The sequence below is a fragment of the Streptomyces sp. NPDC054783 genome (assembly GCF_053611725.1).
Map to the genome: position 1 here is coordinate 1 of NZ_JBSHAY010000065.1, position 24,643 is coordinate 24,643.

The 24,643-nt window shown below is 66.9% G+C and carries 22 protein-coding genes and 5 pseudogenes; 12 read left to right on the forward strand and 15 right to left on the reverse strand.

Features of this window, described 5'->3' with window-relative positions; genetic code table 11:
• Nucleotides 1-287 precede the first annotated feature (287 nt).
• The 5 genes from ACWGJ5_RS44980 to ACWGJ5_RS45000 all read right to left on the reverse strand — a co-directional run bounded on the left by ACWGJ5_RS44980 (nt 288) and on the right by ACWGJ5_RS45000 (nt 2,454).
• Nucleotides 288-572 carry a hypothetical protein gene (locus ACWGJ5_RS44980; protein ID WP_453315388.1) on the reverse strand — a complete coding sequence of 95 codons (285 nt, stop codon included), beginning with the start codon at nt 570-572 and terminating at the stop codon, nt 288-290.
• Nucleotides 573-1,073: 501 nt separating this feature from the next.
• Complete coding sequence (locus ACWGJ5_RS44985) at nt 1,074-1,403, reverse strand: hypothetical protein (protein WP_453315389.1); 330 nt, start codon at nt 1,401-1,403, stop codon at nt 1,074-1,076.
• A gap of 3 nt (nt 1,404-1,406) precedes the next feature.
• On the reverse strand, nt 1,407-1,610 hold the full coding sequence (locus ACWGJ5_RS44990; RefSeq protein ID WP_453315390.1) for a hypothetical protein: 204 nt from the start codon (nt 1,608-1,610) through the stop codon (nt 1,407-1,409).
• A 169-nt stretch (nt 1,611-1,779) separates the two neighbouring features.
• Nucleotides 1,780-2,085, reverse strand: coding sequence for a hypothetical protein (locus ACWGJ5_RS44995; protein ID WP_453315391.1), 306 nt, complete (start codon nt 2,083-2,085; stop codon nt 1,780-1,782).
• A gap of 42 nt (nt 2,086-2,127) precedes the next feature.
• Nucleotides 2,128-2,454, reverse strand: coding sequence for a hypothetical protein (locus ACWGJ5_RS45000; RefSeq protein WP_453315392.1), 327 nt, complete (start codon nt 2,452-2,454; stop codon nt 2,128-2,130).
• A 507-nt stretch (nt 2,455-2,961) separates the two neighbouring features.
• On the opposite strand from ACWGJ5_RS45000, the gene ACWGJ5_RS45005 reads away from it, so the two are divergent.
• Complete coding sequence (locus ACWGJ5_RS45005) at nt 2,962-4,065, forward strand: IS110 family transposase (RefSeq protein WP_453315393.1); 1,104 nt, start codon at nt 2,962-2,964, stop codon at nt 4,063-4,065.
• 545 nt (nt 4,066-4,610) lie between these two features.
• Here ACWGJ5_RS45005 and ACWGJ5_RS45010 read toward each other — a convergent pair.
• A pseudogene (locus ACWGJ5_RS45010) lies at nt 4,611-5,852 on the reverse strand (IS256 family transposase).
• A gap of 44 nt (nt 5,853-5,896) precedes the next feature.
• Between ACWGJ5_RS45010 and ACWGJ5_RS45015 the strand changes: the two are divergent.
• From ACWGJ5_RS45015 to ACWGJ5_RS45035, 5 genes and pseudogenes are all read left to right on the forward strand, one after another.
• Nucleotides 5,897-6,361, forward strand: coding sequence for a hypothetical protein (locus tag ACWGJ5_RS45015; RefSeq protein WP_453315394.1), 465 nt, complete (start codon nt 5,897-5,899; stop codon nt 6,359-6,361).
• Nucleotides 6,362-6,491: 130 nt separating this feature from the next.
• A complete protein-coding gene (locus ACWGJ5_RS45020; RefSeq protein WP_453315395.1) occupies nt 6,492-8,333 on the forward strand; it encodes a YVTN family beta-propeller repeat protein in 1,842 nt (613 codons plus the stop codon).
• An 80-nt stretch (nt 8,334-8,413) separates the two neighbouring features.
• A pseudogene (locus ACWGJ5_RS45025) lies at nt 8,414-8,695 on the forward strand (hypothetical protein); the annotation flags it as partial.
• Between the two features lie 371 nt (nt 8,696-9,066).
• Complete coding sequence (locus ACWGJ5_RS45030; protein WP_453315396.1) at nt 9,067-9,474, forward strand: ester cyclase; 408 nt, start codon at nt 9,067-9,069, stop codon at nt 9,472-9,474.
• Between the two features lie 81 nt (nt 9,475-9,555).
• On the forward strand, nt 9,556-10,197 hold the full coding sequence (locus ACWGJ5_RS45035; protein WP_453315397.1) for a hypothetical protein: 642 nt from the start codon (nt 9,556-9,558) through the stop codon (nt 10,195-10,197).
• 205 nt (nt 10,198-10,402) lie between these two features.
• Here the strand turns inward: ACWGJ5_RS45035 and ACWGJ5_RS45040 are convergent, their stop codons facing one another.
• Together ACWGJ5_RS45040 and ACWGJ5_RS45045 are read right to left on the reverse strand one after the other, a co-directional pair.
• Complete coding sequence (locus ACWGJ5_RS45040) at nt 10,403-11,458, reverse strand: hypothetical protein (protein ID WP_453315398.1); 1,056 nt, start codon at nt 11,456-11,458, stop codon at nt 10,403-10,405.
• Between the two features lie 702 nt (nt 11,459-12,160).
• Nucleotides 12,161-12,319 (reverse strand): annotated as a pseudogene (locus ACWGJ5_RS45045) (transposase); the annotation flags it as partial.
• On the opposite strand from ACWGJ5_RS45045, the pseudogene ACWGJ5_RS45050 reads away from it, so the two are divergent.
• Nucleotides 12,311-12,480 (forward strand): annotated as a pseudogene (locus tag ACWGJ5_RS45050) (IS5/IS1182 family transposase); the annotation flags it as partial. The pseudogenes ACWGJ5_RS45045 and ACWGJ5_RS45050 sit on opposite strands and share 9 nt — an antisense overlap.
• A gap of 512 nt (nt 12,481-12,992) precedes the next feature.
• On the opposite strand, the gene ACWGJ5_RS45055 reads toward ACWGJ5_RS45050, so the two are convergent.
• Nucleotides 12,993-13,535: a DUF4236 domain-containing protein gene (locus ACWGJ5_RS45055; protein WP_453315399.1), complete on the reverse strand. Its 543-nt coding sequence runs from the start codon at nt 13,533-13,535 to the stop codon at nt 12,993-12,995.
• Nucleotides 13,536-14,068: 533 nt separating this feature from the next.
• On the opposite strand from ACWGJ5_RS45055, the gene ACWGJ5_RS45060 reads away from it, so the two are divergent.
• Together ACWGJ5_RS45060 and ACWGJ5_RS45065 are read left to right on the forward strand one after the other, a co-directional pair.
• Nucleotides 14,069-14,263, forward strand: a complete 195-nt coding sequence (locus ACWGJ5_RS45060) for a hypothetical protein (RefSeq protein WP_453315400.1) — start codon at nt 14,069-14,071, stop codon at nt 14,261-14,263.
• Between the two features lie 249 nt (nt 14,264-14,512).
• Complete coding sequence (locus ACWGJ5_RS45065; RefSeq protein WP_453315401.1) at nt 14,513-14,803, forward strand: DUF6193 family natural product biosynthesis protein; 291 nt, start codon at nt 14,513-14,515, stop codon at nt 14,801-14,803.
• Here ACWGJ5_RS45065 and ACWGJ5_RS45070 read toward each other — a convergent pair.
• Both ACWGJ5_RS45070 and ACWGJ5_RS45075 read right to left on the reverse strand, forming a co-directional pair.
• Nucleotides 14,784-15,035: a hypothetical protein gene (locus tag ACWGJ5_RS45070; protein ID WP_453315409.1), complete on the reverse strand. Its 252-nt coding sequence runs from the start codon at nt 15,033-15,035 to the stop codon at nt 14,784-14,786. The genes ACWGJ5_RS45065 and ACWGJ5_RS45070 overlap by 20 nt on opposite strands.
• On the reverse strand, nt 14,944-15,345 hold the full coding sequence (locus ACWGJ5_RS45075) for a restriction endonuclease fold toxin-2 domain-containing protein (RefSeq protein ID WP_453315402.1): 402 nt from the start codon (nt 15,343-15,345) through the stop codon (nt 14,944-14,946). Before ACWGJ5_RS45075 ends, ACWGJ5_RS45070 begins: the two co-directional genes overlap by 92 nt.
• On the opposite strand from ACWGJ5_RS45075, the gene ACWGJ5_RS45080 reads away from it, so the two are divergent.
• The gene (locus tag ACWGJ5_RS45080) at nt 15,328-15,837 is read left to right on the forward strand and encodes a hypothetical protein (protein ID WP_453315403.1); all 510 of its coding nucleotides are present in this window, start codon (nt 15,328-15,330) and stop codon (nt 15,835-15,837) included. The two genes, ACWGJ5_RS45075 and ACWGJ5_RS45080, sit on opposite strands and share 18 nt — an antisense overlap.
• 131 nt (nt 15,838-15,968) lie before the next feature.
• Here ACWGJ5_RS45080 and ACWGJ5_RS45085 read toward each other — a convergent pair whose 3' ends face one another.
• From ACWGJ5_RS45085 to ACWGJ5_RS45095, 3 genes are all read right to left on the reverse strand, one after another.
• Nucleotides 15,969-19,691, reverse strand: a complete 3,723-nt coding sequence (locus ACWGJ5_RS45085) for an nSTAND1 domain-containing NTPase (RefSeq protein ID WP_453315404.1) — start codon at nt 19,689-19,691, stop codon at nt 15,969-15,971.
• A 61-nt stretch (nt 19,692-19,752) separates the two neighbouring features.
• Complete coding sequence (locus tag ACWGJ5_RS45090) at nt 19,753-20,232, reverse strand: CU044_2847 family protein (protein WP_453315405.1); 480 nt, start codon at nt 20,230-20,232, stop codon at nt 19,753-19,755.
• Between the two features lie 791 nt (nt 20,233-21,023).
• Nucleotides 21,024-21,167 (reverse strand): hypothetical protein, encoded by a 144-nt coding sequence (locus ACWGJ5_RS45095; RefSeq protein ID WP_453315406.1) that lies wholly within the window; start codon nt 21,165-21,167, stop codon nt 21,024-21,026.
• A 190-nt stretch (nt 21,168-21,357) separates the two neighbouring features.
• On the opposite strand from ACWGJ5_RS45095, the gene ACWGJ5_RS45100 reads away from it, so the two are divergent.
• Nucleotides 21,358-23,814, forward strand: a complete 2,457-nt coding sequence (locus ACWGJ5_RS45100; RefSeq protein WP_453315407.1) for a SpoIIE family protein phosphatase — start codon at nt 21,358-21,360, stop codon at nt 23,812-23,814.
• Between the two features lie 53 nt (nt 23,815-23,867).
• Here ACWGJ5_RS45100 and ACWGJ5_RS45105 read toward each other — a convergent pair whose 3' ends face one another.
• Entirely contained in the window at nt 23,868-24,059 is a 192-nt protein-coding gene (locus ACWGJ5_RS45105; RefSeq protein ID WP_453315408.1) for a hypothetical protein, read from the reverse strand.
• Between the two features lie 190 nt (nt 24,060-24,249).
• Between ACWGJ5_RS45105 and ACWGJ5_RS45110 the strand changes: the two are divergent.
• Nucleotides 24,250-24,540 (forward strand): annotated as a pseudogene (locus tag ACWGJ5_RS45110) (transposase); the annotation flags it as partial.
• Between the last annotated feature and the right edge of the window lie 103 nt (nt 24,541-24,643).

The following is a 24,643-nucleotide window of genomic DNA, read 5'->3' on the forward strand; positions in this document are numbered from 1 at the left end:
GGTGAGTGGAACCATCGAGGGCAACCGCATAGAAGCCATACCCAGTGTCTCTGGGTCTCTGGACCTTACGATGGCCCGTCCAACCCACGAACAAGGTAGGACCGCATAGCCTCAAAACGAGATCACCGAGTGGCCGTCGATACACCACTCCAGCGGACGTGACCGTGTCACGAACTCGCGCCTGCCAAGTTTCGGTGGCGCGCTCAAGGTTCAGTGGCCGCGGCCGGGGATCGGGGTGCCGCTCAGCCGGTTGCGCGTCGGCCGGGGTCCTCCGCGCCGTGCCGCCGTCAGTGCGGCGGCGACGTCAGGCGGGGAACGTCGGTGGGGGAGAGGTCGGGGCGGGTGCGGTGCCAGCGGGCGGGGTGGCGCCACAGGCCGGAGGCATCTCGGGCGACGTCGACGCCGACTTCCACCACCAGCTCGGGTTCCGCCAGCGTGATGTCCATCTGCTCCCGGCTGCCCCATCCCGCGGAGAACGACCAGCCCGTCCACGGATGCCCGCGCCGCCCCGCAGTCAGCAAACCGGCGACCGCAGCGCCTGCCGCCCAGGCGAGGGTGGTCGTGCGGCCCACGTACTGGAAGCGGCCTTCCTCGTCGTACCTGCCGAGCAGCAGCGTCCGCGGAGCGGTCAGGGAGCCGGTGATTGCGCCAACAATCGCTTCGCTCGTCTCGCGGACCCACTGGTGAAGTGCCGGTATTCAAAACCTGCGGTATTCACAGCCGATCAGGCTGAGCCTTGCCCCTCCGCCTTGGCGCTTCACGAATATGCGCGATCGCAGAGCCAGGAAGTAACGTCCCGAGGAGGCGCGCACACGGCCCAAGGAACCTCGTCCTGCTCATGCGCGCCCCCGTAGTGACCCGCCGACCGGCAGGTCCCTCTTGCGCTGTCTGTGTGCACTCGGCTGCAATGACATGCGGACGGTTCGTGCGAGCGTTGAGACCCACTCCTTCGTTGCAAAGGGAGTCCCGGCGTGTCGATGGCCCCTTCTTCGCATCATGCTCGGACGGTCACACAGATCCTTCAGGATTCCCGCGCATTGACCCTTCCCGCCCTGCAGAGTGCAGTTGGTGGACTACCCCGGCGGATCCGGCACCTGGTGGGAGTGCACATGGGCCGGTGGAACGATCACGGGCAGGTGTTGGAGGAGAGCACTGGCAAGATGCTCCGGGCCGTAGTGCGTCTCGAGCGCGTCGATCGCATCCAGACGCAGCGCCGCGCGCCCCAGGACATTGTGCTCGACGGCACGCCCACCGCCACCGCCGACAAGATTCCACTCGATGGGGTCGTCGGCGGTGAAATGAACCGTGTCCCCGTCCGGTTGCGATCCTTTGACTTCGTAGAAGCCCTTTGATGAGCAGCATGGGCATGGCGACTTCCGTAGTGGAAGGTTCTCGCGGCGCATTCACTACACGGTGTCGCGAAGATTCTGAAGGTACTGCTGCACGAAACTGTTGAATGCCGTCTGCAGGCCCGACTCCTCCTCCAGTTCGGGATCGACGCCGTCGGGATCCTCACCGAAGACGAAGTCCGCCAGACCGGTGTCGTCGAGGCCGGCCTTGCTCTGGAAGGTCCGAGAGGGCGCCGACGGTATCTTCGCTGAACGAACCATCGACGGCGATGAGCGATCCCTCCGTGCTGGCGCGCCAGTCGTTGACGAGAGCCTGGACATACCTGACGTCCTGGGGATCGTTGAGTCTCGCGCGCTTACCGTTGGGGTTGCATATCCGGTTCCTGCCGGACCGCAACTCGGGAGTTATCCGGGCGATGTACGGGCGAGTTCAGAGGCGGTCCACGCACTCAGCGAAGGAGCGGATCAGCAGGGTCCAGGACGCGCCTCCGAGCAGCCCCACGAAGCACACGGCGGCGGTCGGACCGAGCAGTTTCTCGAGAATTTTGATGATCACACCGGATGCGATGCCAGCGAGCGCCAGTACGAGAGCCCGGTCGGCGTCGCGCAGGTTCCGGTTCCACTCGACGACCCGGCGGATGGCGTCGGCGCCCAGGGCGCGCAGATCGTCGATGATGGAGTCGATGGTGGTCTGTACCCGCGTTCCGTAGCAATCGGCGAATTCCTCGATCGCCATGTCTCTCCTCCGTTCTGTCGGTCGACCGGCTGGGCCGGGTGCCTAGGCCTGGCCCTGAGCCTGGTCGAGCGATTCGCGCGTCACCTGCAGCAGCTCGGTCAGACGCATATTGGCGGTGCGGTCGTAGGCGGCGAGGATCGAAGAGATCTCGGGGGCGACGTTCACCGTCGGGTCGGCAAGGGTCGAGCAGACGGCGAACTCGAGCGAGCTCTCGTCGAACCCTTCACGCACGGCCTCGTCGAGTTCGCTCATGTAACCGTTGATGTTGTCCAGCGCACCACCGATGACATCCGGGGCGGGGACGTCGGCAGGGTCCATCTGGATACCGCGGTTGGAAAGCGCGGCGGCAAAGTCCTCGGCGAAGGCCATGAGTTTCTCCTGCGTCGACAGCACTGTGACGGAGCACCGAGCGGCCCCTGTACAACCCATCGTGGCTCCGGGCGGAGCTGTTGGCCCGGTGTATTGCTCCGTGAGGGCGACGCCGTCCACTGCCAGGCCTTCGGCGTAGTCGCCTGACAGCTTCGGACCGGCAGCGCGCCCCGCACCATGGCCATCTGGCGCAACCTCGCCATTGGCGCCCTACGCATCGCCGGCACCCGCAACATTACCGCTGTACTCCGCGCCAACTCCCGTGACCCGAAACGCCCGCTCGCCCTCTGCGGCCTCACGTGATTACGAACCGGACATCACGCGACTATGCCCAAGCCCTGGGAGCTGACGATTAACCTCGCCGTTTCGGTTGGGTACGGCGGCTGGCGAGGCGGAAATGCGAAAGTGCCTTCCTGAGCTGACTCTATGAGGGCCGGGTCCCCTTCCCTGCACAGCCCGGTGGATTCTGGTTCCGGGTCCCATACGTGCTCGGGAAGGAGGCCCTCAATGTCGGTCTACGTCGGCATCGACGTGCACCGCAAGCGCTCGCAGATTGCGGTCGTTGATCATGACGGTGCGGTGCAGGTGAATCGGAACGTGTCCAACGGGGTCGAGACGGTGCTCTCGGCGATCGGGGATCTCCCGATCGGAGCCCCGGTGGCCTACGAGGCCGCTTACGGCTGGGGCTGGCTGGTGGAACTGCTGGAGGACTACGGTTTCGAGCCGCACCTGGTGCACCCGCTGCGGTTCAAGGCCATCGCCTCCGCGCGGCTGAAGAACGACAAGGTCGACGCGGCGACCCTCGCCCAGCTACTGCGTGCGGATCTGCTGCCGGAGGCGTGGATCGCCCCGCTTCATGTGCGCCAGCGACGGGCTCTGCTGCGCCACCGCTGCCAGCTGGTGCGTCTGCGCACGCTGCTGCGCAACCGTGTCCATGCCGTCCTGGCGGACTACGGCTGCGACCGCTCCGGCAGCTACTTCACCGCTCCGGGACGGGTTTGGCCCGACGGCCTGGACCTGGCGGCCGCCGCGCGCCGCGTGGCCGACGATCTTCTGGTCCTGACGGACGCGCTCAAAGAACCGATCGACGCCCTGAACCAGCAGCTGGTCGCGCACGCCCGCGGTGATCCGCGGGTCAAAGCCCTCACCCAGCTGCCGTGGGTGGGCACGCTCACCGCCCTGATCATCGTGGCCGAGATCGGTGACATCAGCCGCTTTCCCTCCGCCCACAAGCTCACCGCGTGGGCGGGGCTCACCCCGACGGTCGGCAGCTCGGATACGACCGTCCGGCACGGACACATCTCCAAGCAGGGTTCGGACTGGCTGCGGTGGATCTTGCGTGAGGCCGCCCCGACCGCCAAGTGCTCTCCGGAGTTCGCCGCCTCCTACCAGCGCCTCACCCGGCGCGCCGAAGCAAGAAGATCGCCACCACCGCGATCGCCCGCCGCCTGCTGGCCCGCGCCTACCATCTGCCGCGCGCTGCCCAGGCACCACCTGACCGGCGGGGTCCCGTTGACACCAGCCAACGACAACTGCCAGGGGCGATCGCAGACCCCGGGTGAGCTCGCATCTTCCCATGAGACGGGCTGTCGCCCGCGCTCGATGACTTGACTGAGCAGCCCGGATCCCCGAACCACGGTCATGGCGCCGGCCCGCCCGGCCAGACGCCGAATGGGTGGATGTGAGCCCACTCCGCCAGACCACCAGCGCATCGGGGACGTCAACGAGCAAATCCCTGAACAGCGGCGACGCTTCCTCGCTCCCGATTCAGGGCGGCCACTCATCGGCCCTGCCACACAAGTACGAGGAAGACCCACAAAGGAAAGCACCTCGGCGAACAACAAAAAGCCGCAGGTCGGGGCCACTTCTACGCTTGACAAGCCCGGCCCTCATGGGTGGCACGATGAACCTTGCTGAGGGGTTCGGTCGGTCCAAGCGGAGGGCACTTTCTACGTGCGGGCTATCGGGTTGCGTCCCAAGGTCCATGTGAGACTGCTGCGAAGGACCTTGGAGAAGCCGACCACCGCGCAGGGACTCCGTCATGCCCAAGCACCGAAATCCCACTGCCACGACACAGTCGACTCCTCAGCCACGCCTCATCACTCCAGGGGGTGTCATGAATCAGGCGGTCATGTCCCTTGACGTGGTGTAGGCGATCAATCGTCGGTCGTGTTGGTGGTGTTGCGGAGTGCGGGGGCGCTTTCGCCGGGCTCGGTGGGGTAGATCTGATCCATGCTGCCTTCGGGTAGGTAGCGGCGGGGAAAGGCGATCCACTCGGCGTGTATCTCGAAGAGCACGGCGGTGACCAACCGCAGCAGCGAGTCGTCGTTGGGGAAGGCCTGGACGACATCGACCCGGCGTTTGATCTCGCGGTTGATTCGCTCCAGCGGGTTTGTGGACTGAATCTTCTTCCAGTGCCGTTCAGGGAAGGCGGCGAAGGCGGTGAGGTCGTCCTTGGCGTCCAGGAGCATCTGTTTGACCTGGGGAAACTGTGCGCCAAGCATGTCGGCGACCGTGTCGAGTTGGTTGCGGACGGCGTCCTGGTCGGGTTGGGCGAAGATGGTGCGGATGGTCGCGGCGACCATTTCCGCGGCGTCCTTGGGGATCACTCCGAAGACATTGCGTAGGAAATGAACCCGGCAACGCTGGTAGGCCGCGCCGATCATGACCTTGCGGATCGCCTTGACCAGGCCAGAGTGGTGATCGCCGAGCACGAGCCGGACACCGCCCAGGCCGCGTTCACGCAGATGACGCAGGAACTGGGTCCAGAACACCTCGGTCTCGCTGTCGCCGACCGTCACTCCCAGCACCTCGCGGCCGCTGTCCTCGGCGATGCCGGTGGCGATCACCACGGCCCGCGAGACGATCTGGTGCGCGACCCGTGCCTTGCAGTAGGTCGCATCGAGTAGACGTAGGGAGGCGGGTGTGGTTCCAGGGGCCGGCCGCGGAACGCGGTCAGCTGGGTGTCCAGGTCCGCGCAGATCCGTGAGACCTCGCTCTTGGAGATCCCGCTGTCCGCTCCCAGTGCCTTGACCAGGTCGTCGACCGAGCGGGTGGACACCCCGGTGGACGTACGCCTCCATGATGACGGCGAACAGGGCCTGGTCGAGGCGGCGGCGGCGCTCCAGCAGGCTCGGGAAGAAGCTGCCCGAGCGCAGCTTGGGTATGGCCAGGTCCAGGTCACCGGCCTGCGTAGTCAGCGTCTTGTCGCGGTGCCCGTTGCGCAGCGCGGTGCGTGTCTCGGTGTGCTCGTTCCACTCCGCGCCGATCCTCGACGTCGCCTAGGCCTCGATCCGCTCCTGGAGCATCCGCTCGGCCACGGACCGGACGAGTTCGAGTCCCTCCGCCGAACGCAGTGACTCCAGCAGCCGAAGTAAGTCATGCTGGGACAGGGCCATCATGCACCTCCTGGTTGAACTGGCCGCTCACCAGGGAGAGTTGCATGGTGGCCCGCCTGCCGGGCAGGGAGCGGAATCCCTATCGACACACGCCCCGGGGCGTACGCCCCAACGTTGATCGGCTACACCACGAAGCGGGACGCCATCGGATCGCCGAGACGTACCACCTGGACCGGTCGCGGTACGTGGCACTGCTCGCCTCGACCGCGCCCGCCGACGCGCGGCTGCGCGCGGAGATCACGGCTCGGTTCCGCCCGGCGTACGGCGATTACGTGCACGCCGTCCTGGCCCGGTCGGCGGTGTTCGGCCGGTCCGGCCGGGCGGCTGAACTCATCGGATTGGACGGTGAGTTGCCGTGGGCCGCGAACACCGACGGGCTGATCTCCACCGGGTATTTCCCGGACAGCCCGTCCCAGTGGCCGCTACCGGTCAGCACACTGCAGGACAAGTTGGAATCGGCGCTCGCCGAAGGACAGTCCGTCCTGCTCCTGTTCCGCGGGACGCCCTGATCGGTGGCGGTCGGCGGTTGTCCTGGGCCGCGTCGCGAATTGCGGTCCCTATCCGGGGCGGCCATGCTGAAAAGGGGCGGCTGCACGCGCGGCGGCCCCCGCGGGAAGCCGCACGTACCGGGAGACAGCTGTGGGCACACCGGACATCGGATCGACGACGCCTTCGCTGGCGCTGGTCACCGACACCGTCCCTGTCGCAGGCCACCCGCGCGGGGTGGTGGTCTCACCCGACGGCCGCCGTGTCTATGTCGCGACCTCGGTCTCGGACCAGGTGTCGGTGATCGAGGTCGCCGGAGGCCAGGGGGCGGACGCCGCGATCCCTGTCGCCGGAAGTCCACGGGGGGTGGCCCTGACGCGGGACGGCAGCCATGCGTACGTCACCGACTCGGGTGCGAACGCGAACACCCTCTCGGTCATCGACACCACCACGCACCAGGTGACAGAGACCATCCCGGTTGGTGGCAGCCCGCGTGAGGTGGCCCTGACCCCGGACGACCGCCACGCGTATGTCGCCAACTCCGGCGCCAACACCGTCTCCGTCATCGACACCGCCACCCACCAGGTGATCGACACCATCGCCGTCGGCACCAGTCCCAACGCGGTGGCTGTGGCCCAGGACGGTCTGCACGCCTATGTGACCAACGCAGGCTCCAGCAGCGTCTCCGTCATCGACACCGCCACGGCGCAGGCAACCGACACCGTCACGCTGGACGCCAGCCCGCGTGGCCTGGCACTGAGCCCGGACGGCCGGCGGGCCTACATCAGCGCTCCGCAATCGGATTCCGTCGTCCTGCTCGACACCGGCAGCAAGCAGGTCACCGGCGTCATCGCCGTCGGTACCAACCCCGCGGGCGTCACGCTGGCCCCGGACGGTCTCCACCTGTACGTGGCCGACGCGGGCTCTAATACCGTCTCCGTCATTGACACCGCCACGGGGCAGGTGGCCGACACCATCAGCGTCGGCAGCAACCCCGTCGCCGTGGCGGCGACCCCGGACAACCACCACCTCTACGTCACCAACGCCGGGTCCGACAACGTCTCCGTCATCGACACCGCCACCTGGCAGGTGACCGACACCATCGCCGTCGGCGCCGGCCCGCTGGGAGCGGCGGCCGCTCCCGACAGCCGTCATGTGTACGTAGCCAACAGCGGCGCGAACACAGTGTCGGTGATCGGCGACAATACGTCTTCCCACCAACTGGCCGGGACGATCGCCGTGGGCCAGAACCCCTGGGGGCTGGCAATGTCCGCGGGCGGTGATCGGCTCTACGTCGCCAACGTAGGTCGCGTGGAGGTCCAGCATTCGGCCTCGATGTCGGTGGTCGATACCGCCTCCGGCCAAGTCGTCGCTGCCCTCCCGCTCGACGGGCAACCGCTCGCGGTCGCGGTGGCGCCGGATGGCCTTCGCGCCTACGCCGCCGAACCCTCGGCGAACTCGGTGGCGGTGATCGACACCACGAGCCGTCAGGTGACGGCCACCATCACGGTCGGGTCCGACCCCAACGGGTTGGCGGTGACCACCGACAATCGCCACGTCTACGTCGCCAACACCAACGGGGGCCCGGTGTCGATGATCGACACCGGCACCAACGCAGTGACGGCGAGCGTCAACGTCGGCAAGAACCCGTCGGCCGTGGCGGCGGCCCCGGACGGGCGGCGCGTCTACGTTACGAACGCCGCTTCGAACAACGTTTCTGTCATCGAGACAAGCAGCAATCAGGTCATCGCCACCATCGCCGTCGGGCACAATCCGGTCGGGGTGGCTGTCGCCCTGAACGGCGCGCACGTTTACGTGGCCAATCTTGCGTCGAACACGGTGTCGGTGATCGCCACCGGCACCAACACGGTGATGGGTAGCGTCAGCGTCGGCTCCAGCCCTCGCGGAGTGGCGGTCAGCCCCGACAACCGCCATGTCTACGTCGCCAACACCGCTTCGGACAGCGTGTCGGTCATCGACGGCGGCGCGATGTGACAAGCTGAAGGCGGTCAGGGCGGGAATCCGGCTCCTCGCTGTAGGGGAGTGACCGTGACAACGGCACGGACGCCCAGCGGTTCGAGTTCCTGCGCCGGGGCGACCAGAAGGCGCACGAGAATGCCTTCCAGATCCGTGACCGGGCGTCGGGCAAGTGTCTAATTGTGGCAAACGCCGGACGGGGCAACGGTGATCGGGGCGTCACGGGTGACTGTGATTGGTCGGACGGCAAGGTGTGCTATCTGGTGAGCCGAAAGGACGCTTACTGGGACCTGCGTGCGGTGCGCAGTGCCACTACCGAAGAAGAACCAGCTCAGGACACGATTTCTGACTGGAGTTTTAGACGGTGTCCTACCTGGTGAGGCGGACGAGGGGCGGAAAGTGCTGTCAGCGCCACGAGCGGTCGGGCGTGGTCGTACCGAAATCCCGTCCAGCATCGCGGGCATCAGCGATGAGGTCCTGACCCGGAGGGTGCGCTGCCTGCATGCCGACGGCCGACGGGTCACGCGGCCTTGCAGCGTCTCCGGCGTGATCGTAAGGCCAAGGGTTCGATCCTCAAGAAGGGGCGCCCGTCGTCGAGGCTCTGGTGACGCCTGCTCCGCCATCTGGCTGGTCGCCGTTGGTGGCTCCCGACGCAATGATCGTGTCGGTCATATATTCGTGCTCGGCCCCCGACAGAGCTGCTATCGCAGCACAGCGCCACGGCGGGCCGACACGATCCGGGAGCCGCCGTATGTCAGTGAGATCCGATGAAGATCTGGTCCGTCGCTTCTTCGAAGACGTCTGGAATCAGAAGAACCCAGCGGCGGCCGAAGAGATCGTCGGTCAGGAGTACAGCTCGATCGAAAATCAGGCCTTTACCTCACTCCCTGGGCCCCAGATTGTCGCGGCTGACCTCAAGGCTTATCAGTCCAGGTTTGACCAACTGACGTTCATGATCAAGCGTATGTTCGTCGCGGACGGTCAGGTGATGACGGTCTGGCAGGCGAGCGGCTTCTCGAAGAAAGAAACCTTCACCAATCGGGCCGGCGAGCAGGCTCCGAAAAGGCTGGATGCCGAGGGCGTGAGCATGACCGAGGTCCACGGCGGCAAGATCACGGCGCACCGCTTCCTCTGGCCCTTCAATCCGCTCTTTCCGTAAAGCAAGTCCGCCCGGCTGCCCGCCCCGGCTGGCCGGTGCCCGACCCGAGACCTACCCCGCATCCCCGAGGAGCACAGAGCCGTGCCCACTGCCGACTTCTCCCGCGCGACCGTCGCGCTCGAACTCCGCCCGGTGGGCAGCGCGACGCCTGAGGACGTCAAGAGCGCGGTCGTGAGCCACGTGGTCAGCCTGATGGCCCATCGCCACCGTGCAGGCAACGTCACCGCGGTACGCCTGCTGAACCAGCGCGACCAGGACCGCTACCTCCTCTTGGTGTCCACGGACACGGGATTGACTCCCGACGGCATCATCACAGACTTGGCCTCGACCGCCACCGCGCGGAACCTGGGCACGTTCCGTCCCGTCACCCTGCCGTCTCTCGTCGGCGCCGACCCTGCCCCGCGCGCCGGCGGACGCGACCTCGGCATCGACATCGAGGTCCTGGACCTCCGTCCTGCCGCTGGCAACCCCGCAGGGGCAATCGTCACAGCCGTCGATACCCATCTGGCTCCGCTGATCGGCAGGCCCCCCACCCGCGCTGGCAACGTCCTGAACATCTCACTTCTCAGTAAAGAGGGCGACGACAGCCAAGTCCTCCTGCTCTTCGGGACCGACACCGGCAGCACCCCCTTCGACGAGACCGAACTCGACGCTGTCCGCGCCGTCGCGACAGTCACCGAACTCGGCTCGTTCATCCAGCAACCGCTCTCTGACGAGGAGTAGCCGGAGGCTTGCCGACGGCGGAGTTGATCGACAGCCAAGCCTGTGTCACGGGAGCTCACCGACATGAATCTTCGTAGGAAGGCCGGCGAGCGAGATCACCGATGCAACAACCAGGAGCCCTGCCCTGTCACGGAGACCGCCACGATCCGGGGCATCACCCGCAAAACACGGGATGAGAAACCCTCACTGACACGGCTTGACCAGCTCAAGACTTGAGGACCTGCTCAAAGTCTGTGACTTGCGTCCCATTACGTATGTTCCAGCCCTCAAGAACGGCAGCCTTCAGGATATCGCGGTTCACGTCCTCAACACGACGGGGCGAGGTGGCGCCGGGTGCGTGCTCGTAGTTCCACACGACGACGTCGAGGAAGACCGGGGCCTTGAATGACCACCCCTGGAGTATAAGCGCCTGTGAAATAGCCGGATAGGGGGTGAAGAGCGGATTGGCGAGCCAGTCGAGTAGGTCAGCCTCAGCGACACTGAAGTCCACACCGATTTTGCCCAGCGCCTTGATGATGTCGGCGGGAGGCATGTCGACGGGGGCCGGCACGGGCGGCGGAATTGGACGTCCGTTCGACGGTGTATGTGGATTGTACTTATTGGTGCGGAAGATGCAGAAGATCCGTGGCTCATCAGCGTCGTAAGGGCCAAGGCGCTGGACATGGACCTCGCCCGTTGTGTCGGTGATGTCGAACTGGAGGTGCATGTCGTCTTCGCGTGGATAGTTGTTGTCGTACACCCACAGCTGCACCACCTGGCCGCTCTGCTGATATGCGTAGGCAAGCACTTGGTGGTTCTTGCCGATGTTGAGCGAGTCGGTCTGAATCAGCCCGATCGGGGACAATCTCCCTGCATAAATGTCGTCCCGGATACGTGGCCACTCGTCCCGGTAGGTCACCCAAGCGCGACCACGCGCCAGCCCAGCTACCTGTATGAACCCTTCGTCGCCGTTTGGATAGTGCGGTGAGGAGTACCCGAGCCACCGGTTCCCGGAACCAGTGATGTCGAAGCTGTCAAGCAGCCGACCCCTGATGAACTGGAAGAGCGGGTCGACTTCGGAGTCAGGTGACGTCGTCTGGGCAGGCGGTAGCTTGCCTGCGGCGAAGTAGTCCATGGCACCGAACGTCATGCCGCCGCACATTCCCGTGCGAGCCTGCGTGATGGGCAGCCATCCGTCATCGACCTGGGCGATTCCCAGCGCACTGGCGGCGTCCCCGCCGAGCTCATCGAGCAGCCGATCCCAGAGGAATCCGAGGGTCATCGCTGGAAGACCAGGACCCTAGTGATTCGGGAACTGGAAACCGTTGACCGACGGCGTGAAGCCAGGAACCTGACCACGTGCGGTCTCCCGGAGATGAATGACGAGCCGGGCCTCGTGGCCCTGGCCGCCGCTGTATGCCGCTTCGAAACCTGACGGTGCCCATACGTGGAACGTATTCCCGTACTGGGACTCGATAAGAGGGCTGTCGAAGTGCACGTACAACTGCCGCCCTGGGTCACTATCGATGTTGTATCAGACTCTGCCCTCGGTACCGGTCGTCGGTACCACGTCCAAGTTTCCTTCGGCCCGCCACTCCGCGGTCGCGCCAGGCGCGATGGGACTCGCCCGTGACGGATACCACGGGTCGGTCCAATCGCCCGAATCCAGCCTGTCCGTCGCCCAGACGAGCGGTACAGGCGACTCATTGTGGATCTCGACCGCCATGCGTATGCGTGACACCGCGATCGCCTCACTTGGTGTTCACAGGACGCCGATGCTTCGTGCGCTTGAAATCAGGTCAGTATGGCCATTGACGCTGACTACTCCACCCCGCTTCTCCTCGCAGACTCCCGGCAGGTCGCCTTTGGCCGGGATGCTGCCACGGGCTGTCTTCTCGTTCGGAGCAGCGCCCCTTCCAGACTCCGACTGCGGTTCTCTCAGTGCAACTCGACGCCGTAGCCACCAGGGGTTTAAGACTGCGTCCTACCCGGTGAGGCGGACGAGTCGCTGGTGGCAGCAGATGGCTGCAGCGAGCCCGCGAAAGGCGAGGCGGTTGCGGGGATGGCGCTCGTATCGGTGGTTCAGCCGAAGGTAGCCGGTCAGCCAGGAGAAGGTGCGCTCGATGGTCCATCTGTCGATTCCAGCGAGCGACTCGGACGCCGCAGGTGGGTCATCGAGCGCACCATCGCATGGCTCGCCGGCTGCCCCACCGCTGCGAACGAGACCACCGCAACTACCTGGCCTTCCTTGGTCTCGCCGCGGCCATCCGCTGCTACAAACGGCCTGGCAAACTGACCATGTAGGACGCGGCGTTAATGCCGAAGCCACTGCAACAGATACCGCCGGTGGGATTCTTCAGCGTGGAACCTCCGGTCCAGGGGGCGGAGTCCGTCTGCCGGGTGATCGACGACCTATGGGGGCTTATGGCGGCAGGACGGCTGGCCGGGGCCACGGGTGTTGCGGCCTCTGCGGGCGGAGCCTTGTAGCTCGGTGCGGTGTTGATGCCCGTCAGCCGGTCGGTGAGGGCTTTGATCTCGCGCGAACGGTCCCCTTTGCATGACCCCCACCCCCAGGAACACCGCTGGCCAAAGGCATGGATTTCTGGTGGCCGCCAGCCCGGACACCCGACGGCCGCCCACCTGGCCATCTCAATGGCCGTTGACAGCAGCAGGCAGTCATGTGCGGCAATAGCAGGGTCTTGAAGGGACCGGGCCCGATGGGCGGTCATGAGCACCCTCATGGCGGGACCGAGGAAGCCCCGACCGGTGGGTGCGTCCCGCGGCCGGGGCTCACGCGTGATTGAAGGCCCGAAGGCTTAGCCCTGCCCGATCAACTCCACCAAGTGCCGCCAGGTACGGCGGTGGCCAGGCCTGAACGTGTTGAACATGATCACGCGCCGGTTCGAATCCGAGGTGTATGCGTTTTCTTCTCCTGGGACGACGAACCACAGGTAAGCATGTACGGACAATGACGGAGCCCCGGCCCGTACCTCAAGGATGTCGTGGGCTGGTATGACTTGCCGGCGGACCAGCCGTCTGATCTCTACACGGTCCGGGTAGAGCATGATCCGGCGGAACGCGAAGCCCTTGAATCTGACGGGCTCACTGGTCACCTCGTAGCCGTCGCTGATCACGATGTACGGCCCTCCATTGGGGGGTGTCCGCCTGGTGGTGGGACGTCCGGCCGTCGTGGTGTAGCGCATGCCCGTGCCTGGTGCCGAGAGGGTTGTTTGTACGCGCCCGTCGGCCCGTTTGGTAACGCGTGCTCCCTTTACGCCCGCGCTGTAGCTGATGCCGGACTTGGACGCTGTCACCCGAATCGGGCCAGCCTTGAGCGATTTGCGGTAGCTGAAGCCCATGGGCTCCCCTCCCTTATGCCGTGTGGTCCCGGGATTGTGACACCAGCTCTCCATGGCGTCTCCACTGGGCACCCGCACCGCCTTGAGGTATCGCGACTTTCACCACGATCGAGAGGGGCAGCCTGTCCTTCCCTCAGTGACGGGGCAGCGGAGACCGCCCGCGCCCGTGCGCCGTGGTGGTCATCGGGTGGGACTCGGGAAGCAGCTCTCCGGATGCTTCGAGCGCCCCTCGGCGAGGTAGCTGGCGGCGCTGCTGAAGGCCGCGCTCGGCGGCATCGAGAACTCAGGCTCGGGACTTCCGGCGCACGTGAACAGACCTGAGAGGATAATTTGCGAGTGATTGTCCGTTTCGAGGCTGGGGTTGGGTAAGGCGGCCTGGGCGAGAGCGAGGATGCCAGGCTACGGACGGCCGTTTGGCAACAAGCGGGCTCACCCCGCCGAGGCTGAGGAGGCACCGTCGTGTGTGCTGGTGCCACGGCGGCACTTGGAACCGAACTACGTCACACGTGGCGGCTGCGGCACAATCACCCTTCATGGCAGCCTCCCATGATCCAGCAGCTCTGTATCCTGACATCGCAACTGAAGACAGTCTCGCAGCGGCGCTCCAGACCGTAGCGGACAAGGACGGCCTCACCGTTTCTTTCAAGGCGCCCGAGTCCAATCCGCTGCTCCACGCCTCGGTTGCGAGCATGATTCCGCATCGGACGGTCCTGGCTATCAACGCCTGAGCGGTCGAACGTCGTTGGTCGATCCGCGGGTGCGAGTCGTTCCAGGACCGGGCGCTCGTCGACGGGGACACGCAGGATCTCGCTCAAGTTGCCCGGGCCGCGCAGTCCTGGCACGACAGGGTAGAGTTGGCCGAGATCCGCCGCGCCGCACCGTTTGTGCACCTCAGCGGACGCATCGAGGTGCCCGACCACGATCCCGAGCGACTGACTGAGTCCGAGTGGCAGCACCTACGCACAGAGGCCGGCGAGATGGACTGGCCGGAATACCGTGCGCTCATCGAGGCCGCGTACGCGGAGCCGGCGCTGCGAGGGCTCTACCCGTTCACCAGCCACTGGACGCTGCGATTCTCCACGAGCACTCGCCCACGCCTCACCGTTGTTCCGATGTGCCTGGACGCCCATCGGCAGAAGCTCTACGCCGTCAGCACTCACTACATGGGTGGGGTCCTCGCCGAGGCCACGACAGCGGCGCACACCGCGTCGATAGCCCTGCGGTATCTGCCCTCTGGCCTTGGCCCTGTTACACCCGGGACGGACTGAACAGGCCGTGTTCGGGCTCGGTGAGGATGCCGCGGTCGACGAGTCGCTTGAGCTTGTGCCGTGTGCTCTCGATGTTCTTCGGGATGATGTCGAGGTCGAGGGCCTGGCACAGGTCGCGGGCCCGCATCGGCTGCCGCCGCTCAGCGAAGGCGGCCAGGATCTGCTGGCAGGCCGGATGCTCCGGCAGGACGGGACCCGGATGCTCGCCGGGGCCGCCTGCGAAGGCAAGCACCGTCTTGCGTGTGATCCGTAGGTGCTCGGTCTCCTGGACCAGATCGCGCAGCCGGGGTGCCCTTCACGTACTTGGCATCGACCATGTAGCCATCGTCCGGCCGCATGCCGTCCGCTGCGATAGCGCCCTTCCGGGCGTCGGCGGGCAGCGGAATGAGCCGCTCGGGATAGCCGGCGGTCCGCAGCTGGTAGACGTTGGCGGGGGCTGTCACGTCGGGCCTCCCACCGAATCCCGTGGGTCGCAGCGTGTTCACCCACGTCACGAACGCCTTCCGGTCGGCGGTGCTGAGCAGTTGGGTGGTGCCCTTCACCGGTGGCAGAGGGTCCTTGTACAGAACGTTGGGGTCGGGCTCCCGGTAGACGGCGGGTATGACGCCGGGCAGACCGCCCTTGTACGACGCGAGAGCCAACGGCACGGGTGCCGGCTCGGGGACCGGGAGAAACGGCAGGCCAGGGAGGCCGGGTGGTTCGTCCGAACCCTGGGGGAGTTTGACGCGCTTCTCGGAGGTGTCCACGGCGTGAGCCACATCGCCGAGTCGGTGGATCCACGGATCACTCAGCACGGCGTCGTGGAGGCCACCGTCGTCACCGTTGCCGCCGAACATGGGAGAGAGTCCCAGGGCATGTCCACGTGGAAGATGTTCGCCCGGTCATCGGTGATCTTCATCTTGGCCGACTCGACGTGGTCGGCGTACCGGTGGCACGCCTTGGCGAGCTGGGTTCAGGCGGCCACCAGATTCGCGCCCAGAGGCTCGTCGGCAAAGCTCCTGCCCGACCTGGTGAGCGCCGCCCACGGCGGCTGACCCACGCACGGGTCCAGGGCCCGCGCAGCAGCATGACCAAGCTGCCCGGGCCCCGGCTGTCTGCGGTCGGGCCGTGCCGAGGCGAGGCCTGTGCCGCTCATCCGCCCGTCAGCTGACCAACCTTTTGGCCATCACTTTGGTGAGCACACCGGCTCTGTGGACTGGGCGTGTAGGTACGCGGTGCGCTCGACCGCGCTGAGGTCGCGGTTCACGGCCTGGCAGATCTTTTGGATTGCTGCGCTGGGTTGGGGACGAACCGTGTCCCGCAGCCTAACGGTGTGATCGTCGCTGCCGGTGGCGAGGGTGCGCCGGTCGGGGCTGAAGGCCACCGACCTTACCGCGTCGGTGTGGCCGTGCAGGGTGGCTCGGGGTTTCCTGGTGGCCACATCCCATAGCCACACCGTTTTGTCGTCGCTGCCGGTGGCGAGGGTGCGCCCGTCGGGGCTGAACGCCACCGATGTCACTGCCTTGGTGTGGCCGTGCAGGGTGGCTCGGGGTTTGCCGGTGGCCACATCCCATAGCCACACCGTTTTGTCGTCGCTGCCGGTGGCGAGGGTGCGCCCGTCGGGGCTGAACGCCACCGATGTCACTGCCTTGGTGTGGCCGTGCAGGGTGGCTCGGGGTTTGCCGGTGGCCACATCCCATAGCCACACCGTTTTGTCGTCGCTGCCGGTGGCGAGGGTGCGCCCGTCGGGGCTGAACGCCACCGATGTCACCGCCTTGGTGAGGCCCATCAGGGTGGCTCGGGTTTTACCGGTGGCCACGTCCCACAGTCCGGTGGTGTTGTCGTCGCTGCCGGTGGCGAGGGTGCGCCCGTCGGGGCTGAACGCCACAGACGTCACCGCCTTGGTGTGGCCTGGCAGGGCGGCGCGGATACTGCCGGTGGCCACGTCCCACAGTCGGGCGGTGTTGTCGTCGCTGCCGGTGGCGAGGGTGCGCCCGTCGGGGCTGAACGCCACCGACGTCACCGAGCCGGTGTGGCCGGTCAGGGGGGAACTAGATCTGCCAGGGGCCACGTCCCACAGCCGCACTGTGCGGTCCCAGCTGCCAGTGGCGAGAGTGCGCCCGTCGGGGCTGAAGACCACAGACGTCACCGCCGTCGTGTGGCCGGGCAGGGCGGCGCGGATACTGCCGGTGGCCACGTCCCACAGTCGGGCGGTGTTGTCCCAGCTGCCGGTGGCGAGGGTGCGCCCGTCGGGGCTGAACGCTACAGACGTCACCGAGCTGGTATGGCCTGGGGAAGTGACGCGGGATTTGCCGCTGTCTACGTTCCACAGTCGGGTGGTGTGGTCCCAGCTGCTGGTGGCGAGGGTGCGCCCGTCGGGGCTGAAGGCCACAGACGTTACCGCGTCGGTGTGGCCGTGCAGGGTGGCTCGGGGTTTGCCGCTGTCTACGTTCCACAGTCGGGTGGTGTGGTCCCAGCTGCTGGTGGCGAGGGTGCGCCCGTCGGGGCTGAACGCTACAGACGTCACTGTCTTGGTGTGGCCGGGCAGGGCGGCGCGGATTCTGCCGGTGGCCACGTCCCACAGTCGGGTCGTGTTGTCGTCGCTGCCGGTGGCGAGGGTGCGCCCGTCGGGGCTGAACGCCACCGACTCCACCGAGGCGGTGTGGCTGATCAGGCGTCGCTTCAGCGGGAGAGCTGCGGCGTCCTCGAGGCTCTCGAGGGCGTCGGGAGTGCGGCTGGCGCGGTAGGCCTGGATGGCCAGGAGTGAGGCGAGGTCGGGATCGGTGTCGATCAGAAGGCTTGCCTGGCGCGCGAGTTGCCGAGACAGGTCGGCTTGGCGTTCGGTGACGGCTGAGCGCCATTGCCACAAGGCTGTTGCTGCTGCGACGAGGACGAGGGCGAGGACGGTGGCCAGGATCGCATTCAGGCGTCGACTGCGCCGGATGACCGCTTGTTGGTGTTGCTTGCTTGCGCTCAGGAAGGCGGCGATATCAACTGGCAGTGGGCGTTGCTGTGACCATTCGAGGCCTTCGGCCAGGGCTGTTCCGCCGAGTAGGTCTCCGGGGTCTGCCGTTTGGGCCCAGCGAGCGTGGCGTTCGCGGGTGTGCTCGAGCCATTCATGGAAGCGGTGGTCTTGGCGGACCCATTCGCGCAGTGTGCCCCACTCGCGGATGAGCGCGTCATGGATCAGTTCGGCCACCGGCTGCCCGGCGGCACCGTCGGAATATTCGGGACTGTGGGGAGTGTGGGTGGTGATGATGCGGTGGCGGGTGAGGGAGGCGAGGACAACGTCGAACCCCTGGTCGCCATCGGGTGTGGCGTTGGGGTCGGTTGCCAGATCGCGTAGTTCGTGCAGGGGTACTTGTCCGCGGACGGCAGGGATGTGGTGGACGGGGTCGCCGGGGCGTACCAGGGCGGTCAGGATGCGCCGCGCGATGGGCCGTTGTTCGGGGGTGAGCTGATTGAGAGCGGTCTCGCACCAGGTGGTGATGCTGCCGGTGACTCCGCCGATGCGCTGGTAGGCGTCATGGGTGAGGTATCCCTCGTGGCGTCTTTGCCAGAGCTGTGTAAGCGTCAGCTCCACCAGGGGCAGCACGGTGACCGGTACCTGGCGGGTGCTGCCCCCTTCGGGGGTGGTGGCAAGAACATCGGAGATGATGTGTTCGGGCAGTCCAGGCTCGAAGTGGGCTCCCGCGTCCCGGGCAGGCAATGTGACGATGTCGTGCAGGTCGTGCTGGCTCAAGCTGGCCGGCACGTTGAGCAGGCCGGGCATCGCAGCTTCCAGTAGCTCTGGTGCCAGGGCGGCCAGCGGGGGGTAGAAGTCATCTCGCATGATCAAGATCACGCTGAGCCGCCCCTCCGAGGCGATCGACGCGGTGATCTCCTCCGTGATGGCCACACGATCATCCCAGCCCTGGCCGGTGGCGGGCTGGGCGAGCAGCTCTTCGAACTGATCGATGACCAGCAAGACCCGCTCACAACTCGGTTCGGCCTCGAGTGCGCGCGTGACGGCTGCAGCGACCCCCACACTGGTTGCCCCGGGTAGTCCGGCACGCTCGAGTTCGGCCGGTAGATCCTGTTCCGGTCGGGCGACCACGGGCAGCCAGCGGTCGCTGCTGGGCAGATCGCCCGCGGCTAGCGCGGGCAGCACGCCAGCTTGGATCAACGACGACTTCCCAGAGCCGGACGGACCGAGCAGTAGGACCAGCCGCCGCTGCCCTCCCAGGCTCGCCAGTACTTGCCGCACGGCGTCTTCCCGGCCCTGAAACCACGGGGCATCCTCGGCGGTGAACGCCTCCAACCCCCGGTACGGAGACGCCTCCTGCTCGATCAGCTCGGGCCAGATCCGACGCAGAACCTGTGTGGGGGTGACGTAGGCAATGCCCTGTCCCCGCTCGTGCTCGTCGGGGCAGGTGATCTCGGTCAGCATGCCGATGACCAGGCCGGTCACCTCATCCAGGACCGGAGCGCCGCTGAACCCGGTGGTCAGGTCGTTGGCATCGGTCAACTGCAGATGCACTGCCTTGCCCTCGGTCGCCGGCAGCAGGTCACCAGTCACCCCGAAGCCGAAATGCCCACCCGGCGGGGCCTGGGCGGGAAACCCGAACGAGCGCACCCGGTGGCCCCGGCACCCCTCAGCAGAGCCCAACCGCACCGTTCTCGTGCGCGCCGGCATACTTGTCAGGCGCACGACGGCCACATCGTCGTCCTCAGGAGCCCGCCACGACTCCTCCAGGACATGTCCTTCCACTTGAGGCGCACCATCCGCATGTGGAAAGACCAGTCGCACTATTGCACCGGGTTCGCCTTCGGCAGCCTGTATGACATGCGCACAGGTGACCAGGACGTCCTCGGCCACCAAGAAACCGGCCCCGACCACCTCGCCATCCGGTCCCACGACCTGCGCCACGGCAGACGGAAGCCCCCATACACCCTCACCTTCAACACCCGCGCCGCCCATGCCCACCGAATCACCCCGAACTTCCGTCCGGACTGGGGTGGCTGGGCTCATCCCTCTTCCACATCATGGTCACCTTCAAGTGGCAGTTCGCACCCGTCTTGGTGATCACGGCTCCGGCCTCGACCGCGAGATCGACGCCGAACTCCACCGTGACCTCATCCGGCCCGGCCCTGCGCAACTCCTGGAGCGTGGCGCGCGCTGCCTCAGTGACCGGCCCCAAAGCCCCTTGCAGGCTCCCCGGCAGATCATGGATGGCATCCCCGACGCGGCCGGCCTTCACCGGCCCGGAAGCCGTGGCCGGCGCCTCGACCAGAACACAGCCCCCAGACTCCAGCGGAAGCCGCGCTATGTACGGCAAGAGCCCTCCTTCATCGTTGAGCAGTCGGCCCCAGCCGCGCCTTGGGTGGATTCGCCTGGCGAGGAGGTGCTTGCATCGATCTGTCTTGATCGTCGTAGCGCCCAGTCCGAGGCGCACATGGGATTGCGGCATCCGGACGAATCAGGAAACCGCACGCCGGCCACCGGGTTCTGGAAGCCCTGGGCAGCCGGAAGGACGCGAACCTGCTGTCAGAGGGGGGTGCCTGCCAAAGTCGGGGGCGGTGGCTCCGAGGAAGGTCAGCATTAGCGAGCGGAAGCCTGGCCGGCCCAGGACCTGGCCCAATACGTGAACACGGGGCTGGGAATAACGGGCTGACCGTCGACACGTCGGAGGGGTCGTCCCCGCGCCCGCGGGGATGGTCCCAACGACGTGCCCTACGACCGCACCAGGCGGTTCGTGGCGGTCGTCTCCTGGGGCGACCGGAGGCCGACGGGGAGATCGCGGCCCGGCCGACGCTGGGGCGGGCGCTAGGGTGCCGTTGCCGCCGCTGCCGGACCCGTACCGGCTGACCGAGCTGCAGCCCTGATGTGACGCCCGCGGCCTCGCCGCTGGGTCCGCCCGCACTCCCTGACGGTGGACTGTCAGCGGGGTGGCGCACGGACGCGAGGGGGATTGCGCGAAGCGTTGGTGGGACGACACGGCCGGGCGACTGCTGCTGCGGCTGGCAGCTGCGATGCACCGGACGGTGGCCAGCGACAAGGCGAACAGCCGGTGGCTGTCGCGACGGGACCGGGCGATCCGGGCGGCGTGCCGATCGAGGAGCTGGCTGCGGGGCTGGGTCTGTCGACAGGCTGGATCCGGCAGGTGCGGCCGGGGAGAAGGTAGCCGACCCATCGGCGGTGGAGGAGGCGGCGTAGCGGGACACATGAGAAGCGCCCCGCCCCTGCGGGGGCCCTCGTCGTTCAGCCGAGGTAGTCGATGTGCCGGATGTAGATCCGTTGGATGGGTGGCGCATCCATGATCAGCAGTGCGGTTACGGTGTGCTGAAGGTTGAGGATGCGGCCGATGTCGCGGGGTCTTCGCTGCGTGGCTCGGTGCGGTCCCACGGGTATTCACAGACGGCAGCGATAGCGCGGTCGAACTCGTCGCTGGCCGGTTTGGGGAGTGAGTCCCAGACGGCTTCGACTGCCTGTGCGTAGCGAAGCTTGTACACCTCGTAGAGGGTGCCAGGCCAGGCTGCCCCGTATCACCGCGCCCGGTTGGGTTCCCGTGCTTTGACCTGCGCACACTGGATGTATGCGCGGGTTGACCGCCGACGGGGCGGCGGAGCGTGAGGACGTGCTCGCGGCCGCCGTGGTGGAGGCCGTCCAGGGAACGGGCGCGTATGCGGGGAGCATCTTCCTGCGCTCACGCGACCGCAGGTCGATCATTCTCGCCGCGACGTGCGGCGTGCCGCCCTCGCTGCTGGGTGGCTGGCGCCTCATCGCGGCGAGCAGTCCCATTCCGGTCACCGTGGCGTACACGTCCGGGCGCACGGTCCACCTGGCGAACGCCGAGGAGACGATGCGGCGCTATCCGCAACTCGCGGTGGCTCTGCCGTATGCCTTCGGCTCCTGCTCGGTACCGGTGCGCGCGGGTGGGGAAGTTTTCGGGGCGTTGGCGATCGTGTGGCCGGCTTCGCCGGGCAGCGAAGGGCTGTCCAAGGCCCAGCGCCGCCACCTGCGAAGCGTCGCCCGCAGGCTCGGTGAGTCCCTGGCCGAACTCCGCGCCCGTACCGGTGATCCGGCGGAGTGCGAACCGGGGACGGCTGCTGTCGAGACCCCGGCCTACTCGGCGGCGGCCGTGCGGGTGGGCTTGTTCGACTGGAACCTCGGCTCCGGCATCCTCAGCGTGGACGACACCTTCTGCGCGATCTTCGGTCTCGATCCCGGCGCCTTCGACGGACGTCCCGACACACTCGCTGCCTGCCTGAACCCGGGTGATCGTGCCGCCCTCCGGGCCTGCGCGCGCGAGGCGGGTGAGGGCCGGATCACCGCGCGGCGCCTGCGTATACAGGATGGAGAAAGTTATCGCACGGTCGAGCTGTGGGGCCGTGTACCCGAAGCCGACGACGCGCTCCCGGTGAGGCATCTGGTGGGAGCGGTCGTGGATGCCGGGGCGGGGGCTGCAGCCGTTGCAGCAGTCGAACGGCTGTCGGACGGGCTGTTCTCCCTTGCCCCCGACGGGCGGGTCACCTACGCCAACCGCCGTGCTCTGCACCTGCTGGACGTTTCCGCCGACGAGATACTCGGCCACTGCCTGTGGGACGTGCTGGCGTGGCTGTCCGACCCCAGCGTCGAGTACCGACACCGCTCCGCAATGATCTCGCAGGCGCCGTCCTCCTTCCTGGTCAGTCGGCCGCCCGACCAGTGGCTCGCCTTCTCCCTCCACCCCCAGCCCGACGGGGTGACCGGACGGGTCGCCCCCACCACTCGTCCCTCATCGGCCGAGGCAGCCCCTGCGCCTCCACCGACGTCTGCACCCGCCGCCGCACCAGCGCGCCTGGGCGCGATGTACCACGTCCTGCAGCTCAGCAGCGCGCTGACCGAGGCAGTCACCACACGCCAAGTCTGCGAAGTCGTCTCCGACCAGCTCCTGCCGGCCTTCGGAGGCCAGCAGATGGCGATCTATGTGGTCCGCAACAAAGCAATGCACCTCCTGCACCACACCGGCCACCACGAGACATTCCTCGACTGGCTACAGGGCGTTCCACTGCACGCCCGCCTGCCTGGAACGGAGACCCTCACCTCCGGTGCGCCCCTCTTCATCGAGTCCCAGAAGGACCTCGCCCGTGGTTACCCAGGCATCCCCACAGGACAGGTGAGCTCCTGGGTGTATCTGCCACTGATCGCCTCCGGCCGCCCGGTCGGCACCTGCGTCCTCGGCTTCGACGCGCCCCATCACTTCACACAAAAGGACCGCGGCGTCCTGACCGCACTCGCCGGACTGATCGCCCAGGCTCTGGAACGAGCACGCCTGTACGACTCAGAGTTCGCCGTCGCGCACGGCCTGCAGCAGGCGCTCCTGCCACACCGCCTACCAAAAATCCCCGGCATCCGCACCGTCGCCCGGTACCTGCCCGCCACCAGCGGCATGGACATCGGCGGCGACTGGTACGACGTCATCCCCACCGACAGCGGAGTCTGCCTCGTCATCGGCGACGTAGAGGGACACAGCATCGCCGCCGCAGCCACCATGGCCCAGCTGCGCAGTGCGGTACGTGCCTTCGCGGCCGCCGGCCACGCACCCGGCGACGTGATGTCAGGCGTCAACCGCACCCTCATCGACCTCGACAGCGACCTGCTGGCGAGCTGCTGCTACATCCGCATCGAAACCCACCGCCATCACGCCTACGCAGTCACCGCCGGCCACCTCGCCCCCCTGCTCCGCCTCCCCGACGGCACAACACACAACCTCGACCTCGACATCGGAACAGTCCTCGGCGTGGACCACACGAGCACCTACAATCCCACCCACATTGATCTCCCGCCGGGATCCGTCCTCGCCCTCTACACCGACGGCCTAGTGGAAAGACCCGGAACCGACATCGGCATGGGCATCGACCGCCTGCGCGTATCACTGGCCCACGCCCGCGCGGACTCACTGGACGAGCTCGCCGACCGGCTCCTGCACCACGCCCGCGGCTCCACCTACCGGGCCGACGACATCGCCCTCCTGCTCACCGAACACAGCTCCAGCTCGATGGCGAGATAACAGGTGGACGCCGAGTGCCACCTCGGGTGTGGTGCCTGGGCCAGGCAGACACATCAGCTACGGCGCGGGCCAGCGGAACTGGTGTCCGCGTACAGGGCCGCGTGGTGTGCGGCGGCGGGCTCTCGTACTTGGTGCTCGCTCGCCGCGTCGTACAGAACGAAGTAGACCACGCAGACCGAGGACGCGAGCCGGATCTCGCTGGAGCGGATCAGTTGGATGACCGCGGTGCGGACGGCGTCGTACACCGTGGTGTCGATGGCGTGCTCAGGGGGCGGTGACCGCGTCGGCCTTGACGGTCCAGCGGTTTCCTCGGCGCTCGACGGGCAAAGAAGGCAGGCGCTGCCATTTGGCCGCCTGGTATGCGGCGCTGAAAGGTCGACCAATGCTCCATTCCGGACACACCACCCAGAGCACCACGACCTACGGCACGACCACGGAGTCCCACTCGGCCGTGTCCGGGCCGGTGCGAACTGCCACGACTCCCGTTGCTGGCTCCCACTCTGGACCGTCTGGCGGACCTCGGGCCGCTGCCCGACGACATCACGGTGCACCTGGACGCAGGCTATGACTCGGACAGGACCCGTGCCCTGCTCAACGAACGGGGCCTGCGCGGCCGGACAGCGCATAAGGGTGAGAAGGCCCCGATCCTTGCGAGCCGGGCGCTGGCACGTCGAGCGCACTCACGCCTGGCAGAACGCCTTCCATCGCCTCGCCCGCTGCCACGAAGGGTCTGTCAAACGAACGGTGTAACCAGGGTGGTTGGGTTACTGACGGGCCGCTGAGAGTCGGCCGTCGAAGGTGATGTCGAAGGCGTTCAGCGCGGTCTTCC